This window comes from Synechococcus sp. UW140 (assembly GCF_900474295.1).
GTDB lineage: Bacteria > Cyanobacteriota > Cyanobacteriia > PCC-6307 > Cyanobiaceae > Synechococcus_C.
On sequence record NZ_UCOB01000014.1, the window covers coordinates 155598 to 171907 of the forward strand.

The 16310-nt window shown below is 59.2% G+C and carries 18 protein-coding genes; 8 read left to right on the forward strand and 10 right to left on the reverse strand.

All coding sequences use genetic code 11. From position 1 onward, the window contains the following. Nucleotides 1–6: 6 nt before the first annotated feature. The 4 genes from DXY10_RS05760 to DXY10_RS05775 form a co-directional block, all read right to left on the reverse strand. Nucleotides 7–2397, reverse strand: a complete 2391-nt coding sequence (locus DXY10_RS05760) for a CsoS2 family carboxysome shell protein (protein WP_115017055.1) — start codon at nt 2395–2397, stop codon at nt 7–9. Between the two features lie 99 nt (nt 2398–2496). After that, the gene (locus DXY10_RS05765) at nt 2497–2838 is read right to left on the reverse strand and encodes a ribulose bisphosphate carboxylase small subunit (protein ID WP_115017056.1); all 342 of its coding nucleotides are present in this window, start codon (nt 2836–2838) and stop codon (nt 2497–2499) included. Nucleotides 2839–2897: 59 nt separating this feature from the next. Beyond that, a complete protein-coding gene (locus tag DXY10_RS05770; protein ID WP_115017058.1) occupies nt 2898–4313 on the reverse strand; it encodes a form I ribulose bisphosphate carboxylase large subunit in 1416 nt (471 codons plus the stop codon). Nucleotides 4314–4381: 68 nt separating this feature from the next. After that, nucleotides 4382–4693 (reverse strand): BMC domain-containing protein, encoded by a 312-nt coding sequence (locus DXY10_RS05775; protein ID WP_006169870.1) that lies wholly within the window; start codon nt 4691–4693, stop codon nt 4382–4384. A gap of 347 nt (nt 4694–5040) precedes the next feature. On the opposite strand from DXY10_RS05775, the gene DXY10_RS05780 reads away from it, so the two are divergent. Continuing rightward, nucleotides 5041–5625, forward strand: coding sequence for a non-canonical purine NTP pyrophosphatase (locus tag DXY10_RS05780; RefSeq protein ID WP_115017060.1), 585 nt, complete (start codon nt 5041–5043; stop codon nt 5623–5625). A 54-nt stretch (nt 5626–5679) separates the two neighbouring features. On the opposite strand, the gene DXY10_RS05785 is transcribed toward DXY10_RS05780, so the two are convergent. Continuing rightward, the gene (locus tag DXY10_RS05785; protein WP_115017062.1) at nt 5680–6465 is read right to left on the reverse strand and encodes a BMC domain-containing protein; all 786 of its coding nucleotides are present in this window, start codon (nt 6463–6465) and stop codon (nt 5680–5682) included. Nucleotides 6466–6561: 96 nt separating this feature from the next. Here DXY10_RS05785 and DXY10_RS05790 point away from each other — a divergent pair, with 96 nt between their 5' ends. Beyond that, on the forward strand, nt 6562–6960 hold the full coding sequence (locus tag DXY10_RS05790) for a hypothetical protein (RefSeq protein WP_115017064.1): 399 nt from the start codon (nt 6562–6564) through the stop codon (nt 6958–6960). A 20-nt stretch (nt 6961–6980) separates the two neighbouring features. On the opposite strand, the gene DXY10_RS05795 is transcribed toward DXY10_RS05790, so the two are convergent. Beyond that, nucleotides 6981–7559 (reverse strand): hypothetical protein, encoded by a 579-nt coding sequence (locus DXY10_RS05795; RefSeq protein WP_244281951.1) that lies wholly within the window; start codon nt 7557–7559, stop codon nt 6981–6983. 118 nt (nt 7560–7677) lie between these two features. On the opposite strand from DXY10_RS05795, the gene DXY10_RS05800 reads away from it, so the two are divergent. From DXY10_RS05800 to bchL, 3 genes are all read left to right on the forward strand, one after another. Then, nucleotides 7678–8952, forward strand: a complete 1275-nt coding sequence (locus DXY10_RS05800; RefSeq protein WP_115017065.1) for a ferredoxin:protochlorophyllide reductase (ATP-dependent) subunit N — start codon at nt 7678–7680, stop codon at nt 8950–8952. Between the two features lie 4 nt (nt 8953–8956). Beyond that, nucleotides 8957–10537, forward strand: a complete 1581-nt coding sequence (locus tag DXY10_RS05805) for a ferredoxin:protochlorophyllide reductase (ATP-dependent) subunit B (RefSeq protein WP_115017067.1) — start codon at nt 8957–8959, stop codon at nt 10535–10537. A 152-nt stretch (nt 10538–10689) separates the two neighbouring features. Continuing rightward, a complete protein-coding gene (bchL, locus tag DXY10_RS05810; RefSeq protein WP_115017069.1) occupies nt 10690–11580 on the forward strand; it encodes a ferredoxin:protochlorophyllide reductase (ATP-dependent) iron-sulfur ATP-binding protein in 891 nt (296 codons plus the stop codon). 15 nt (nt 11581–11595) lie between these two features. Here bchL and DXY10_RS05815 read toward each other — a convergent pair whose 3' ends face one another. From DXY10_RS05815 to psaM, 3 genes are all read right to left on the reverse strand, one after another. Beyond that, nucleotides 11596–12546 carry a protochlorophyllide reductase gene (locus tag DXY10_RS05815; RefSeq protein ID WP_115017071.1) on the reverse strand — a complete coding sequence of 317 codons (951 nt, stop codon included), beginning with the start codon at nt 12544–12546 and terminating at the stop codon, nt 11596–11598. Between the two features lie 67 nt (nt 12547–12613). Further along, on the reverse strand, nt 12614–12943 hold the full coding sequence (locus DXY10_RS05820) for a hypothetical protein (RefSeq protein WP_371411124.1): 330 nt from the start codon (nt 12941–12943) through the stop codon (nt 12614–12616). A 176-nt stretch (nt 12944–13119) separates the two neighbouring features. Next, nucleotides 13120–13224, reverse strand: coding sequence for a photosystem I reaction center subunit XII (gene psaM, locus DXY10_RS05825; RefSeq protein ID WP_115017424.1), 105 nt, complete (start codon nt 13222–13224; stop codon nt 13120–13122). A gap of 79 nt (nt 13225–13303) precedes the next feature. On the opposite strand from psaM, the gene DXY10_RS05830 reads away from it, so the two are divergent. The 3 genes from DXY10_RS05830 (at nt 13304) to DXY10_RS05840 (ending at nt 15501) form a co-directional block, all read left to right on the forward strand. After that, nucleotides 13304–13804: a CRR6 family NdhI maturation factor gene (locus DXY10_RS05830; protein ID WP_115017072.1), complete on the forward strand. Its 501-nt coding sequence runs from the start codon at nt 13304–13306 to the stop codon at nt 13802–13804. Nucleotides 13805–14025: 221 nt separating this feature from the next. After that, the gene (locus DXY10_RS05835) at nt 14026–14406 is read left to right on the forward strand and encodes a hypothetical protein (protein WP_244281952.1); all 381 of its coding nucleotides are present in this window, start codon (nt 14026–14028) and stop codon (nt 14404–14406) included. A gap of 105 nt (nt 14407–14511) precedes the next feature. Beyond that, nucleotides 14512–15501 carry a hypothetical protein gene (locus DXY10_RS05840; protein WP_244281953.1) on the forward strand — a complete coding sequence of 330 codons (990 nt, stop codon included), beginning with the start codon at nt 14512–14514 and terminating at the stop codon, nt 15499–15501. Between the two features lie 35 nt (nt 15502–15536). Here the strand turns inward: DXY10_RS05840 and DXY10_RS05845 are convergent, their stop codons facing one another. Beyond that, nucleotides 15537–16307 carry a sulfite exporter TauE/SafE family protein gene (locus DXY10_RS05845; RefSeq protein ID WP_115017076.1) on the reverse strand — a complete coding sequence of 257 codons (771 nt, stop codon included), beginning with the start codon at nt 16305–16307 and terminating at the stop codon, nt 15537–15539. Nucleotides 16308–16310 lie beyond the last annotated feature (3 nt).

Below are 16310 nucleotides of genomic sequence, written 5' to 3' on the forward strand. Positions count from 1 at the left end.
CGTCGATCAGCCCCGTGCGCCGCCGGAGACGGTGATCAGGGATCCTTTTTCGGTGTTACCGCTGGAACCAGTGACGCGGCTCACAGGCCATTCAGACTCTTCATTGCGCTTGCGCTCAAAAGAGGACATGGCACTCATCGGGCCGGGGCGGCTGGGGTTGCGACGGCGGGCAGAAGCGCCTTCAGTACCTGTGACGTGCTCACCACGATCCCAGTCATCTCCTGTGACCTTGGTGGAGGATCCCTCACCAGTGACCCTGGAGGTCGGTTTGGCTTCAGGCTCACTCACCACAGCGACGGTGGGCTGAAACTGACGTTGCTGACGGTCCTGAAATTCGCGGTTATCGAAGCGAAACTGCTCCGTTCCCGTCACCTTGCCGCCAGCCATATCAAAAGGGCCAGTAATCCGATTGCCCTGCTCGTAGCTGGTGCCGGTTACTCCCAATTGAGCTTCACGGCCCTGCTGAGCAGCACGGGCGGGAGAAGTCACACTGAAGCGTGTCCAAGCCGCACCATCCACGGTCTGTCCGTGGGTGTCAGTGCCAGCGGGAGCATCGGCACCACAGGCTGATGCCAGTTGGTCGGCACCGATATAAGGCGTACCGGTGACGGCCTCACAGGCTCCACGTTCATCACCCGTCATCACACCGCCGATGCCCGGCTGGAGACCTGTCATCGCAGCGGCAGGGGTGCCAAGACGCACAGGCGTGCGTTCACGAATGGCCTGGACCGCTGGAGTGCCGCAATACTGACCGGCTTGTTCGAGACCCGCATAAGGAGTACCCGTGACGGCTTTGCAGCTGCCGGGCTCATCACCGGTGACCTTCTCGGATCGGCCGGTACGAGTGCCACTCACAACCTGATTGCGATTGGTGATGCTGAAACCAACCTTGGCGGCCTCAGGTTCAGCCTTTGCACCACAGAAGGCATTCACCTGTTCAGAACTGATGTACTGATCACCGGTGACGCGATGGCAGGAACCGAATTCATCGCCGGTCACTTGGGAGGAACGACCAACCATGGTGCCAGTGACGCCGGTGCCGGAGAGGGTGCCCGACAGGCCGACCTTGGCGGCGGGGCGACCTTCGGGCAGGGGATCGGAGCCGAGGTACTGATCGCCTGTGAGATTGCGGTTGGCACCGGCTTCATCGCCGGTGACACTGGCGGAACGCCCAACCATCACACCGCTAACAGGACGGCCCTGCTCGGTGAGGCTGTGGCCCACCTTGCGGGGGGACGTGGTGCCACCGCCGCAGTAGGAAGCAGACTGGTTGGCGGAGATGTATTCAGTGCCCGTAACGCTCTTGCAGGTGCCGGGCTCATCACCGGTGACCTTCTCAGAACGACCCACCTCATTACCGGTGACCCGATTGCCGTGGCTGGTGGCGGTGACGCGCACCTTGGCCGGGGTGGTGGGCTCGGGGGCGGATTGGCAGAAGGTCTGGAAAACCTCGGCTCCCAGATACTCCGTTCCTGTGATCGAGCGACAGGTGCTGGCTTCGTTTCCGGTGGTCTTCACCGAACGGTTGGCCTGGGTGCCGGTGACCGTCTGACCGGAGGTTGTGGTGCTTTCGCCCACCTTCCAATGGGCATCCGCCGCGGCGGCCTGCTTGGCACCATGGCGATTGGGGCCTGTGGGGCGGGTCACTCCAGCACTTTGCTTGTTACGTGCTCCAGCTTTGGTGCGCAATTCACGCACCTGCTGGGCCAGTTCACGGCTGGTGAGGTCAGGATTGGCCTGACGTGCCACCGCAGCAGCGCTGGTGGGCTGCTTGCCGGCGGTCTTGCCGTGCTTGGCCATGGCCTCACGCCGTGCCAAAACAAGGGCTCGACTGGGGTTTTCAATAGCTCGCCGCTTGGGGCTAGCGGTTCGACGCTCGGCTGAAGCGCGGCGATCACCGGAGCGATTACTCAGCTCAACAGTGACTGCTGGCCGGGCTTGGGAGCCTTTTGCTGCAGAACGACTACCGCCGCAGCCACAGTCTTTCTTCGACGCATCAACCGCCACTGGAGCAGCCTTGGTCTGACGAGCAACATCGGCGCGATTGCGGTCACTGCTCTTGTCGGCTGTCTTGCCTCTGCGGGAGAGGGCTTCCCGACGAGCCAGCACAAGATCCCGGCTGGGGTCGCGCTTGACCTTCAGCGTCGAACGAGAAGAAGAAGAGGAAGCGGCACTGCTCAGGCCCTGAAGGCGGCGCGGAGCAACTGCGACGGGTTCAGGAGTGCTAACGGGTGCCGGTGCTTCAGAAGCATTGGCATTGGTGCGGGTCTGACGCGCATCTGAGGCGTTACGCACACGATTGGCGCTGCCTGTTGCTGCAACCGACGCCTTTTTACCGGCGGTGGTCAGCGCTTTACGGCGCTCAAGTGCGAGTTCGCGACTAGAAAGTCTTGCCATGTCCGCCAGAGGGTGTCGTCGTGAAGTGAAGGGATGAATTCCCTTCGAAAAAAGTTGAGCCCTGATGAAGGTCAGGGCTCGGAACCATTGGTCGAGGGATCAGCGACCCTCGAAGACCACGAAGCAAGAACCCTGGCTTTGGGTGTATGCGTCGTAACCGACGATGCGAACGTGATGGTCGGGGTAAGCGCGATGGCAAGCCTCGAGCTCACTGACCACAACGTTGAGGTCCTTCTCACCGAAGAAGGGCAGTTTCCAATATGACCAATAGGTGGCCATGGAATTGCTGGGATGGACGTGCTCGACGAGCGGGCTCCAACCCTGGGCAATGATGTAAGCGATCTGGTCGTAGATCTCGTCCTGGGTCATCGGCGGAAGAAAGCCGAAGGTCTCCAGGGTGGCGACTGTTTGGTAGTCACCCACGGTGCTCTGGAAAGGCATGGGGATCCTGGGTGTAAGAAAAAGGGATGGCCGGTTGCATCAACCGGCCGAAGAAACGATCAGTTCTGAACGTCGAGCTTGTCGACGGTGTCGAACTCGAACTTGATCTCCTTCCAGGTCTCGAGAGCGATGGCCAGCTCGGGGCTGTGCTTCGCGGCTTCCATAAGGATGTCGCGGCTTTCCTTCTCGATCTCGCGACCGGCGTTACGTGCCTTGACGCAGGCTTCGAGGGCGACTCGGTTGGCAGCTGCACCAGCAGCAGAGCCCCAGGGGTGACCGTGGGTACCACCACCGAACTGGAGAACGGAGTCGTCACCGAAGATGGCAACCAGTGCGGGCATGTGCCACACGTGGATACCGCCGGAGGCAACGGCGAACACGCCAGGCATGGAACCCCAGTCCTGATCGAAGAAGTTGCCGCGGCTGCGATCTTCAGGAACGAAGGACTCACGCAGTTGATCGATGTAGCCGAGGGTGGTCTGACGATCACCTTCCAGCTTGCCGACGACGGTACCGGTGTGAAGCTGGTCACCACCGGAGAGACGCAGACACTTAGCCAGAACACGGAAGTGGATGCCGTGCTTGGGGTGACGGTCGATCACCGCGTGCATGGCGCGGTGGATGTGGAGCAACATGCCGTTCTTACGGCACCACTTCGACAGACCGGTGTTGGCCGTGAAACCACCGGTGATGAAGTCGTGCATGACGATCGGCATGCCGAGTTCCTTCGCGAACTCAGCGCGCTCATACATCTCTTCGGGAGTGTTAGCGGTCACGTTGAGGTAGTGACCCTTACGCTCGCCGGTCTCCTGCTCGGACAGCTTGATGGCTTCCGCAACGAACTCGAAGCGGTTCTGCCAGCGCTGGAAGGGCTGGGAGTTGATGTTCTCGTCGTCCTTGGTGAAGTCCAGACCGCCGCGGAGGCACTCATAGACAACACGGCCATAGTTCTTACCGCTCAGGCCGAGCTTCGGCTTGATGGTGCAACCCAGCAGGGGACGGCCGTACTTGTTCATCCGGTCACGCTCGACCTGGATGCCGTTCGGAGGGCCGTAGCAGCTCTTGATGAACGCCATCGGGAAACGAATGTCCTCGAGGCGCAGGTGGCGCAGAGCCTTGAATCCGAACACGTTGCCGACCAGTGAGGTCAGAACGTTGGTGATGGAACCCTCTTCGAACAGATCGAGGGGGTAAGCGATGAAGGCGTAGAAGGACTCCTTGTCACCAGGGACGTCCTCGATGCGGTAGCAACGGCCCTTGTAGAAGTCGAGGTCGGTAAGGAGCTCGGACCACACGGTGGACCAGGTGCCGGTGGAAGATTCAGCAGCCACAGCAGCGGCGACCTCTTCCTTGGGGACGCCTTCCTGGCCGGTGCACTTGAAGCAGGCCAGCAGGTCGGTGTCGAGGGGAACGTAATCAGGAGTCCAGTAAGTGTCCCTGTACTCCTTAACCCCAGCGTCGTACTTCTTGCTCATGGAATAACTCCGTTAGTCGGTAAAGGAAGTTGAGAGGCGCAACCTCGTCAGAGGTTCAGCGACTGATCTCAGTCCTTCTGGCCGAGGAAGTTGCCGTTGCCCAGAGCAGGCTCAACTTCACGGTGAGGGCGGGCAATGATGTGAGCTGCCACGAGGCCGTCGCCGACTCGCTCGCAAGCATCTGCACCGGCACGCACTGCAGCGTTCACAGCACCGGTTTCGCCACGCACCAGAACGGTGACGTAGCCACCACCGACGAATTCACGACCAATCAGGCGCACTTCGGCAGCCTTGGTCATGGCGTCAGCAGCTTCGATCGCGGGGACCAGGCCGCGGGTCTCGATCATGCCGAGAGCGATGCCCATGGTTTCGTTAGCCATTGCCTACCGAGGAAGGGGGTGGAATGTTCGCCGCTGAGACTGCTGTGTCGAGAGGCGAAACGTCAAGGGATTTGCCCCATCTCCGGCATCACCGTCCATGCTGAACGCCATAAGCGGGACTAATACCCCTGTCACCGACTGTTCGAAAGGGCTGTTGGCCTCTGGGTGTCCGACTGCAAACATTCGCTTGCAAAAGTCTCCGTCATGCATAAGTTCACACTTGGAGCCAGTGCCCTGCAGCCAATGCAGGGGTGGAATGTTCAACCCTTTCTGACTCCAGCGCGACCGAAATTCAGACCCGATCCCTACCGCTAACCATCACAATGGATGCCTGATTCCGGTCTCGCTTGGGAGTTCCTGTTCTCACCATCGCCAGTGGCAATCACCTTAAAGTGAGGGAAATTGAGCACATGCTCGGCCCTCTGGAGGTCGTCGTTCAACGCCAACCCCCCGATCTGGACGTTGAGGAAACCGGTCAGAGCTATTTAGAGAATGCCCGACTGAAGGCTGAGGCCGCTGCATTGCGGACGGGGACCTGGTCTCTTGCCGATGATTCAGGCCTTGAGGTGGACGCCCTTAGTGGAGCTCCAGGCCTCTATACAGCCCGATTTGCGTCCAGTGACGCCGAGAAGCTGGACAAGCTGATTGCAGCCCTGCTCAACGACCCCTACCGCACAGCCTGTTTCCGCAGTGCCATGGTCCTGTGCGCTCCGGACGGCACCTGCGTCGAAGACTCAGAAGGGGTCTGCTGGGGGGAGCTGCTGAACACACCGGCCTATCCCAATGCCGGGATCGAATCGTTGTTCTGGGTGCGAGAAGCCCGCTGCAGCTATGGCGAACTCAATGATGTCCAACTGGCCCGTCTGGGTAGCCGAGGCAAAGCTGCTAGGGATCTGGCCCCAAGATTGCGCCGACGGCTTGGCTTGGACTGAGAGATTGGACTAACTCAGGCCCCGAAAGGGTTCAGACCAACCAGAAGCGCCTCTTCAGCGCATCGAAGAGCGAAGGTTGACCATCTCGATTGCGCGCATTGCAGCAGCAGCAGCCTCTTCAACATCACCCTCTCGCCCTGCAAGTGTGAGGCGACCGAAGGCACCGACCGCCTTCACATCGACCAGGGTGATATTCGAGGACTTTTCAGCTTCATTGGCAGCGATCAGCACGTAACCCGCTGGCTCCGTTTCCAAGATGAACATGCTCATTCCCGCCTCAATCATCGAGCCGCGGCGGTTCTGACGGTTAATCAGCACCGCATGGTCCGGAGTGATGGCTCGGATCACTTCAGTCCAGCTCACATCGGCAGGATTGCGCTGTTCGACAGAGCTACCGATCGCTTCGAGAACAACATCACCGGAATGCAAAACCGTGCTCTGATCACGGTGATAAAGAGCCATCGAACCGAAGGCTCTCTCCACCACCATTTGACCGAGACGCACATTGCTCGCCTTGAGCGCAATGTCAGTCACACGGTGAACAGCCATTCCGGGAGAGACCTCCATCCACAAGCAGGCATCACCCGGAATGGGCAGAAAGCCTTGGCTCACGGAGCCCATATAGGCCGCCAACTGAGGCTGAAGCGAGTCGATGAAGACATAGGTGCGCAGTTCAATCGACTGCACATGGCTGTTCTGACGGGACAGCCTGGGTGATTCGCTGTCGGTGGTGACCACACAGCTGGCTCCGCCGGCAGAGGGATGGACCTCCGTTCCGGTGACGAGAGCGCTTCCGCCACGTCGCCGCTCCCTGGCATCGAAGCCGGCGAAACGATTCATGGCGCGGATCTTACCGGAAGGAGATCAACAAAGGAGGGTTCAAAACTTGCGTTGTGTGATGGAGCCGATACCGTCCACGCATCAGCTTTACGGCCTATGGCTTCCGCCAAGCAAATCCCAGTTCAGCCAAGCGATCTCACCAACGAGCTCAATGCTGAACAGGCCTTGGGCCTGGTCAGTTATGGGCTAATGCAACGCCTAACCAACGATGGGCAGATCGATCTGCCCTGGCTAGAAGCCCCCAATCGGAGCCATGACGATTGTCTTCGTCAACTGCGTCAGCGCCTTGAACTCACAGCTCTGGCGATCGACACCGGGGCTCCGCTCACCACCGCCGAAGTGAGCATGCTTCTAGGGGCGAGACCTGGTGCAGAGACTGTCGAGCGCGGGGGTCTCAAGGCCAGGAAGGTCAGCCGCAACGTCTGGCGTCTCAGCCGCATTGATGACCCATCTGGAGGCAACTTCAGAGACGACCGTTTCCGTCGTCGCCTCTGATGCCTTTATGGCCTGGGGCGTCATGAGTCGCCCTTTGCCTCTCCCTCTGCAGCAGCATCGGTCTGATCATCGGAGGGCTGATTGGCATTGGCATCATCGGCTGGTCGTGGCCCGGTGGATGGGGCATCGATCTCAACGCACACAGTCACTGCGTCCAGCTGGGATCGTGCAGCCACAACGGGTGCGACCTTGTTCTGCAACTGCTGCGATGCCTGCTTGAGGGTGAGCGACTTGTCTTTGCGAACGCGCTCCACTTCAGCCTGGAAGATGGCCACCTGGTCGCGGTATTCCTTCACTTCGGCCTTCCCCAGCTCCCCTTCGGCCCCATCCAGCTTGGCAAGGGCCTGACGCAGTTTCTCCCCCGCTTGTTCCGCATCGCCAACGGTGGACTCAGGCGTGAGAGCCCCCACCTCATTCAAGGCAGCGTCCACATCCACGCGGGCTGCACAGACCGCCTCAACACGTTGCGCCACCTTGATTTGGTCGTTGGTGGCTGCTTGTTCCGCGCTCTGCTCAGACGACTGGCAGGCCGCAAGAGTGAGGGCGAGGGCCAGGGCTGCAGGTAGAACACGCCGAGACGCCATGAGCTGATGGGTCATGCACCCAAAAGCTAGGCACGTTTGTCATACGGTTCCTGAACTGATCCCGAAGAGTTTTGGTGAGATCAGCTCACCAGCGATAAGCGAGGCAAGGTGTAGGAGAAGGCTTGTGAATGGGATGAGCGCAAACCTGCTGAAGGAAACCGGACCGCGCGAGGTGTTCTGCGGCCTCACATCAATCGTTTGGCTTCATCGGCGCATGCCGGATGCCTTTTTTCTGGTGGTGGGTTCCCGCACCTGCGCCCATCTGATCCAGAGCGCCGCTGGGGTAATGATTTTCGCTGAACCTCGGTTCGGAACAGCGATTCTGAGCGAGCGAGATCTGGCAGGACTGGCCGATGCCCATGAGGAACTGGACCGTGTCTGCTGCGAACTGCTGCAACGCCGGCCGGAAATCCGGACCCTCTTCCTGGTTGGGTCCTGCCCAAGCGAAGTGATCAAACTCGACTTGGCCCGAGCCGCTGAGCGGCTCAACGAGGAACTTCAGGGCCGGGTGCGAGTGGTGAACTACTCAGGCAGCGGTATCGAGACCACCTTCACCCAAGGAGAAGACGGCGCCCTGGCCGCTCTGGTACCTCTGCTTCCCGCCAGCGACGAACGCCAGCTCTTGCTGGTCGGCACCCTGGCAGATGCCGTTGAGGACCGGCTGATCCACCTGTTTGGCCGCCTCGGCATTTCAACCATTCGCAGCCTGCCACCACGGCAGTCCACCGAGCTACCTGCCGTGGGTCCTGGCACCACAGTGCTGCTGACCCAACCCTTCCTGACCGAGACAGCGCGACTGCTCAAGCACCGAGGCGCCACCGTGCTGACGGCCCCGTTCCCTCTGGGAGCCGAGGGCAGCAGACGTTGGATGGAAGCAGGCGCCGCCGCCTTCCATCTGCCCAAGGAACGGGTCGCAGAGGTGCTCGACCCATTGGAGGAGCGAGCCAGAATCGCTCTGCGCCCCCATCGAGAGGTTCTCGAAGGGAAGCGCATTTTTCTGCTTCCAGAGTCACAACTTGAACTTCCTCTCGCACGCTTCCTGCAAAGGGAATGCGGGATGGAACTGGTTGAAGTGGGAACCCCTTACCTGAACCGTGACCAGATGGCAGAGGAATTGGCGCTGCTCCCCGAGGACACACGCGTTATGGAAGGACAACACGTTGAACAGCAGCTTGACCGAGTCCGCGAACACAAACCCGATCTGGTGGTCTGCGGCATGGGTCTGGCCAATCCACTGGAAGCCGAAGGAATCGCGACCAAATGGTCTATTGAGCTTGTGTTTAGTCCGATCCATGGCATCGATCAGGCCGGAGATCTGGCCGAGCTCTTTTCCCGTCCGCTCCGTCGCCGGCAGCTGATTCATCCGGGACTGCACCCGATCAACCCCGACCAACCCGTGCACGCCTAAACCGATGCAACTCACGCTCTGGACCTACGAAGGCCCCCCTCACGTCGGCGCCATGCGCATTGCCGCCTCAATGGAAGGGGTGCATTACGTGCTGCATGCGCCTCAAGGAGATACATATGCCGATCTTCTCTTCACGATGATCGAGCGCCGTGGCAAACGGCCACCCGTCACCTATACGACTTTTCAGGCACGTGATCTGGGAGGCGACACCGCAGAACTGGTCAAACGCCATGTGCGTGAAGCCGTGGACCGATTCAAGCCCAATGCGCTGCTGGTGGGAGAAAGCTGTACCGCTGAACTGATCCAGGATCAGCCGGGAGCACTGGCTCAAGGCATGGGCTTGACGATGCCCGTGGTGAACTTGGAGCTACCGGCTTACAGCAAAAAGGAAAACTGGGGGGCAGCTGAAACCCTCTATCAATTGGTGCGCAACCTGCTGAAAGATCAGGTTCCATCGCAGCCCAGCCATGACCCCAACGCCTGGAAGGCGGAAGGTCGTCGTCCGCGCGTCAACCTGCTGGGCCCTTCGCTGCTGGGCTTCCGCTGCCGCGATGACGTACTGGAAGTGCAGAGACTGCTCACCATGCATGGCATCGACGTCGGCGTGGTCGCACCACTCGGAGCTGGTGTCGAAGACGTCCTACGTCTGCCGAAAGCAGATCTGAACGTGTGCCTCTATCCCGAGGTAGCCGAATCAACCTGCAGCTGGCTGGAACGCAACTTCGGCATTCCCTTCAGCCGAACAGTGCCGATCGGAGTTGGGGCGACCCACGACTTCCTTGTTGAAGTTCACAGGTTGCTGGGGATGGAGCCTCCTTCCGCTGAGGAGGGCTATCGGCGCTCACGCCTGCCCTGGTATTCCGAGTCCGTGGACTCCACGTACCTCACCGGTAAACGCGTCTTCATCTTCGGGGACGGCACCCATGCCCTTGCCGCAGCAAGAATCTGCAAGGAAGAGCTTGGTTTCACCGTGGTGGGCTTGGGCACCTACAGCCGTGAGATGGCACGACCGGTCCGGACAGCGGCGAAGGAACTGGGCTTAGAAGCATTGATCTGCGACGACTACTTAGCAGTGGAAACCGCCATGGCGGAGGCCGCCCCAGAGCTTGTACTTGGAACCCAAATGGAACGCCACAGCGCCAAGCGGCTCGGCATTCCTTGCGCGGTAATCAGTACACCAATGCATGTGCAAGACGTCCCGGCGCGCACCAGCCCACAGATGGGCTGGGAGGGGGCCAATGTGATCTTCGACGATTGGGTTCATCCCCTGATGATGGGCCTTGAAGAGCACCTGATTGGCATGTTCCGTCACGACTTTGAGTTCGTGGACGGCCACCAAAGCCATCTCGGCCATTCCGGCGGATCTGGCGCCGGCGTCGACACGAAGACAGCAGAACACGCGACCGTCGAGGTTGATGAACATGCGTTGATTTGGACTGACGACGGTGAGGCCGAATTAAAGAAAATCCCCTTCTTCGTGCGCGGCAAGGTTCGGCGCAATGCCGAGGCCTATGCCCTCCAAGTGGGCTGCAGGGAAATCAACAGCGAGACGCTGTATGACGCAAAGGCCCACTACAAAGCATGAGCAATTCCACTCAATTATTTTCAACCTATCCGAAGAAAAAATGTGCAGGGATGGCAACAGAACAGGCAGATCTTTCAATTTCTTGGTGAAAACCGGCAAGGACACATCCGCTGCTGTTGAATGAAATTGACTCCTCTTGAAAAGGTCGCTTCATGACCACGACCCTGACGCGACCGGCCGACGGCGAAGGCAGTGTGCAGGTCCACCAGGACCCAGCACTAGGCATCCAGGAGGAGACCTTGGTGATTGCCGTCTACGGCAAAGGTGGAATCGGCAAATCGACAACCTCCTCCAACCTTTCAGCGGCTTTTTCAAAGCTGGGCAAGCGGGTGCTTCAGATCGGCTGCGACCCCAAGCACGACAGCACCTTCACCCTCACCCACAAGATGGTGCCCACGGTGATCGACATCCTCGAAGAGGTTGACTTTCACAGCGAAGAGCTGCGGCCCGAAGACTTCGTGTTTACCGGCTTCAATGGTGTGCAGTGCGTTGAAAGTGGCGGCCCCCCCGCGGGCACGGGCTGCGGCGGCTACGTCACCGGCCAGACCGTGAAGCTGCTCAAGGAACACCACCTCTTGGAAGACACCGACGTGGTGATCTTCGACGTGCTTGGTGATGTGGTGTGTGGCGGCTTTGCCGCTCCGCTACAGCACGCCAACTACTGCCTGATCGTAACGGCGAATGATTTCGATTCAATTTTCGCGATGAATCGCATCGTGCAGGCGATTCAGGCCAAGGCCAAGAACTACAAGGTGCGTCTTGGGGGCGTGGTGGCCAACCGTTCGGCGGACACCGATCAGATCGACAAATTTAATGCGCGCACCGGCCTGCGCACCATGGCCCACTTCAAGGATGTCGATGCAATCCGCCGCTCACGCCTGAAGAAATGCACAATCTTCGAAATGGATGATGATGACGAGGCGGTGCAAGCCGTCCGCAAGGAGTATCTGCGCCTCGCTCAGAACATGCTGGACAAGGTCGAACCCCTTGAGGCCATCTCACTCAAAGACAGGGAAATCTTCGATCTACTTGGTTTTGACTAATCAAAAGGTGAGCCTTTAAAGGCCCACCAACTGCATCGATAGATCCCAGACCAGTTCAGCCGTGCGTGGATCCGTGGCTTTGTCAGACAACTCCTGGCTGAACTGTTCTCCATCCTTCTTCTGACGATTGCCCCAGCTCCAGTGCACGCCTGATACACCAAAATCAGGATCGGCCACCACCTGAGCAACACGCTCCCCCGCCAGAGACTGCGTCACATAACCTCCGGTGATGTTTTTCTGGAACCAAGGGAAGATCTTCCGAAACGCCCTTGGAGTGTTCCGAAACAGTGGCGTATCTGCGACACATCCTGGATAGAGGGAACTGAACACGATTCCAGTGTCATCGTGAAGTCTTCGATGCAACTCCTGGGTCGTGATCATGTTGCAAAGCTTGCTGTCCTTGTAGGCCTTACCAGGCTTAAAGGACTTACCACTTGCCATAGTGATCGGCGCCTTAAAGCCCTTCTCGAATCCAGAAAGGTCACCAAGATCCGCCGGTGCAGGGATAGGAATCTTGCCACCAAGTTCCTTGGAATTCGCCGTGACAGTGCCAAGAATGACGACACGACGCGATGGATGCTTGGACTGCTTCAAAGACTCCATCAGCATCTGGATCAACAAGAAATGGCCAAAGTGATTGGTGGCCATGGAGATCTCATAACCCTGGGGAGAACGCTCAGGCTGTTTGAGGCGTGGCTTGTAAACCGCTGCGTTGCAGACAAGAGCATCAATGGGCCCGAGAGTCGACACGGCACGACGGACGCTGTCGAGATCACCCAAGTCCATCTGAATGTGACGGACACGATCCTTGGGAATTTCGAGTGCATCCGCAGCACCGGCGGCGCGCTGAGGAGAACGATTAGCGGTAATCACACTCCAGCCCAGATTGGCCAGGGCCTTTACGGCATTGAGCCCTACGCCAGAAGTCGTTCCAGTCACCAGAACAACACCAGGGGTTCCGGTCATGAGCTCTTCTCAGAAGGCGACAGTATCGCTCCGCCGTGAAGCGTGTGAAGGGTGGTGGTCACGAAACTCAGCGCCAGATCACCCGCAACCGGTTCGGTGCGATCCACTGATCCTGCTCATCCATCAAACGCTGATCGCCACCAAGGGTGAACAGTCGATCGAAGCGTTGCTGGAGGTTGCGCAACTTCCCGGTCTCAACGTCGACAACGGCAGCAAGCTCACCATGACGCTCAAGGCGCTCCTGATAAGCGAAGGACAAGGTGACCAAGCTGATCGCCCCCACAGTGACGAGGCCGAATTTCACGCCTAGCGCCAGGAGGCTGCAAAGCTTTTCCCGTCGTTCCGTCTGAAGTTGCAGCACAGCCGCAACTGTGGCCGCATCAGGGGATGCGGCCACAGCCCGTGGATCTTCAGCACTGATTTGATTTGGAGCAGTTGCCGAAGCTCCCCGCCTTAAACGACGACGACGTGAAGCAGCACCAGCCGTAGACGTTGGCAAAGGGATGGATCGGATTCCCGCTTGTAACGCGGTGAGAAGGCCGTATCAAGGGGGAGCAGGCCCCCCTGAAACGATCAGGCGCGATAGAGACTGACGCAGAGACGCATCGCCAGCACACCAGCGTGGGCAGCCACCACGAGAGCGATGAGCACTTCTGACTGGGTAATAGAGGTGGCCATGGAATCCCTTTGAAACGCTTCCATTGTTCCTTCCCGGAGCAGCAAGACGCCATCATTCGCAAAGGCCTGTCACACCCGCATGGAAGCCTTGAGTCCTGATTCACTGGTGACGATTGACGCAAAAGCGATCAGGACACTGAACCTGCAGGCGCTTTCAGCCTGGATGGAACGCCCTCTTCAGGAGCTGCTCGATGCCGGCGCTGTCCTGGAATTGCGTTACGACTGGCCCCGTGAGGTCAATGACCCAAGAGAGCTGAGCGAATGTCCTGAACCTCGGCTGTGGGCTCTGCGTGCAGACGCGCACTACCCCTGGCTGCCTTTGTTGCTGGATCGGACCGGCGGAAGCCTGGCTCAACATGTGGCGATGTTGGTTCCCCACGATTTCAGCCCCAGCGAAGGCATTCGTTTCGACCCCCAGGCCCTTGAGATCTGGATCACTCACCGGCTGATGCTTCTAGATCAGCATGGGGCAGATGCGGGGATTCCTGGACATCAACGCGGCAATCTTTCCTTGATGGCGGCAAGCCTTGGATTCGAGTTAGATGGAGGGTTCTGGGAGCTGCTGGACCAGGCGCGATGACCCCGAGGAGAGCCGGATTTCAATGGTGCTGCCTAATGCTGGCGGGGGTTCTTCTCCAGGGCTGCTTGAGGAGATCACCAGCAGAGCAAGCCCTAACAGCACCAGCACAAGCCTCAATCCCTGCCGCGATTTCAGAATCACAGCCACAGGAACCTCCACCACCAGGGCAGCTCGGCCCAACCCCAGAGCTCATTGCCAATCTGAGCCAAGCGCCTCTCTCTTTGTCGGCTCGACGCACTGAAGACGAACGTCAGGATGGAGAACGCCTCTGGAAACTTGAGCTTCATCAAGACGATCGACGTCTGGCCAGCTGGGAGGCCGTGAGCGGATTTGCTTCCAGCCAATCACTCGATCGCCGCTGGTCTCCCGGCAATGGAGCCCCCCTGCCTTCGGGCAACTACTCCTTGGGTCTGCCTGAAGCCTTGGGAGATGACATCTGGCTCACCCTGACGCCACGCTTCGAAACGACCCGCTCCGGCTTGGGTATCCATGGTTGCAACCCCGGCAGTGGCTGCGTCTGTCTTCCAGATCGCACCTCACTGGAGGCACTCGCAAGTTGGGTGAAAACATTCCAGATCCAGTCACTGACCGTGGTGAACTAAGCCTTCAAAGAAGACAGCACGCAGGATGCGCAAAATCCACGTGTGGTTCACACAACACCAGCACCGCGAGACGCGTCCTAAAACCAGATGGAATTCATTGGATCGATGGACGCCAACATCTGGATGGCTATTGGCTTTTTGTTAGCTGCCTACTCAGTGGTGGCGAACGATTCGCTCTCTACACTCGGCACTTACATTTCATCCAACAAAAAACGCACTCCCAAGGTGGTGCAGATGATTTTCATCTGCACCGTCACGATCTTCGTGCTGATGCTCGGCTGGTCCATCAACGGCGGCGACCCTGCTTGGGGACGGCTGGCAAACTTCCCGACTCCTGAAACTTTCACCTGGGCCTACATCATTCCTCCGATTGCAGTGCTGGGGCTGACCGCCTGGGGCGCGCCCGTCAGCACATCCTTTCTGGTGCTTTCCGCATTTGCTCCCAAGAACATCCCAAAACTTCTCGAAAGCTCACTGGCTGGTTATGTCCTGGCGTTCTGTCTCGGACTGGCGGCCTGGGGCCTTGGAATGTGGCTACTGGAGCGTTGGGTGTTCAGGCGGACCCAGGAAGGCAAGGATTTCAACAAGGTTTGGTATGGCCTTCAGTGGTTCTCCACCGGCTTCGCCTGGAGCATGTGCATGGTGCAGGATCTCGCCAACATTTTCGTCTTCCTTCCCCGCGAGCTTGGATTATTTCCGATGCTGGTCTGCACCGCCATCCTCTGCATCGGACTGTGTGTGCTCGTCGCCATCGGCGGTGGTCCGATTCAGGGTGTGCTTCGCAGCAAAACCAACACCACTGATCTGCGTTCGGCCACGGTGATTGACTTCATGTTCGGACTTTGCCTGCTGTACAAGGCATTTCTCAGCAGCTTCCCGTTTAGCACAACGTGGGTGTTCCTGGGTTTGCTGGGTGGTCGTGAAATCGCCCTGCGCATCAAAGAACAGGAATTCGAATACGTGTTCACCAACCGATCCGCAGGCAGTCTCGGCAAGGTCGTCGGCAGCGATCTCTGGAAAGCGTCCATCGGCGTGATTGTCAGCCTGGTGATCGCTCTTGGCCTTCAGCCTCTGATCGCCTGGAGTGCAGCCTGAGAGCAAGCGACGACCAATCCGATCCGTGCTTTCGATCAGTGCATCTGGAGCGCTAGCTGCATGGCACGGCGACCGCTGTCGAGAGCGAGCAGCAAAGCCAGCCCCCGTAGCAACCACGCCAAGGTCTGGGGCTTGATCGAATCAAGCCGTGAAGCACTCCACTGAGCCGCCAGCGCAGCAGTCAAACCGAGCAACAGTCCAATGGAGAGCTGACCCCGACCTTCGAAAAAAAACTGAAGCGACGCGGCCGAAGCCGAACACGCCACCGCCAGCGTGCTGAACCTGATGGCCAGACGAATCGGCACATCCAGCCAGCGCACCATCAGCGGCACCATCACCAGGCCTCCTCCCAGGCCGAGCAGACCTCCTGCCAGTCCAGCCACAGCCCCAACCGCCCCCAGGCCTGTGAGAGGAACACGGAGGGAGTCATCGACCCTGCCGTCGCCCTGTTCGGCACGAATCGAGACGGTCAGCACCCAGTACATCAGGCTCTGCATCAACAACAGCTGCCAGCCAGCAGCAAACCTGCCAAGCCGGCTGAAGACCAATGCGCTTGCAAACGCCATCAGAGCAATCACCAAGCCTTCCTTCCAGGGAATGGCTCGGTGGCGCAAATGGATAGCCGTCCCGCCCAGAGCTGTGGGCACGATGGCGAAGGTGCTGGTCGCTAGTGCCTGATGGGGTGAGAGCCCCATCCAAAGCAGCAAAGGCGCGAAGATCAGACCACCGCCGATGCCCAGCAGGCCCGCCAGGGAACCCGCCAGCAATCCCAGCGGTACCGCCACCAGCAGATCACCAAGCTCCATTCG

Excerpts from the sequence above, each read along its gene's own strand:
- DXY10_RS05795 (WP_244281951.1), bottom strand. The coding sequence starts at position 7,559 with ATGACCCATCAGCTCATGGCGTCTCGGCGTGTTCTACCTGCAGCCCTG.
- DXY10_RS05760 (WP_115017055.1), bottom strand. The coding sequence starts at position 2,397 with ATGGCAAGACTTTCTAGTCGCGAACTCGCACTTGAGCGCCGTAAAGCG.
- DXY10_RS05800 (WP_115017065.1), top strand. The coding sequence starts at position 7,678 with ATGAGCGCAAACCTGCTGAAGGAAACCGGACCGCGCGAGGTGTTCTGC.
- DXY10_RS05790 (WP_115017064.1), top strand. The coding sequence starts at position 6,562 with ATGGCTTCCGCCAAGCAAATCCCAGTTCAGCCAAGCGATCTCACCAAC.
- DXY10_RS05785 (WP_115017062.1), bottom strand. The coding sequence starts at position 6,465 with ATGAATCGTTTCGCCGGCTTCGATGCCAGGGAGCGGCGACGTGGCGGA.
- DXY10_RS05840 (WP_244281953.1), top strand. The coding sequence starts at position 14,512 with ATGGACGCCAACATCTGGATGGCTATTGGCTTTTTGTTAGCTGCCTAC.
- DXY10_RS05770 (WP_115017058.1), bottom strand. The coding sequence starts at position 4,313 with ATGAGCAAGAAGTACGACGCTGGGGTTAAGGAGTACAGGGACACTTAC.
- DXY10_RS05815 (WP_115017071.1), bottom strand. The coding sequence starts at position 12,546 with ATGACCGGAACCCCTGGTGTTGTTCTGGTGACTGGAACGACTTCTGGC.
- DXY10_RS05765 (WP_115017056.1), bottom strand. The coding sequence starts at position 2,838 with ATGCCTTTCCAGAGCACCGTGGGTGACTACCAAACAGTCGCCACCCTG.
- psaM (WP_115017424.1), bottom strand. The coding sequence starts at position 13,224 with ATGGCCACCTCTATTACCCAGTCAGAAGTGCTCATCGCTCTCGTGGTG.
- DXY10_RS05830 (WP_115017072.1), top strand. The coding sequence starts at position 13,304 with ATGGAAGCCTTGAGTCCTGATTCACTGGTGACGATTGACGCAAAAGCG.
- DXY10_RS05845 (WP_115017076.1), bottom strand. The coding sequence starts at position 16,307 with ATGGAGCTTGGTGATCTGCTGGTGGCGGTACCGCTGGGATTGCTGGCG.
- DXY10_RS05805 (WP_115017067.1), top strand. The coding sequence starts at position 8,957 with ATGCAACTCACGCTCTGGACCTACGAAGGCCCCCCTCACGTCGGCGCC.
- bchL (WP_115017069.1), top strand. The coding sequence starts at position 10,690 with ATGACCACGACCCTGACGCGACCGGCCGACGGCGAAGGCAGTGTGCAG.
- DXY10_RS05775 (WP_006169870.1), bottom strand. The coding sequence starts at position 4,693 with ATGGCTAACGAAACCATGGGCATCGCTCTCGGCATGATCGAGACCCGC.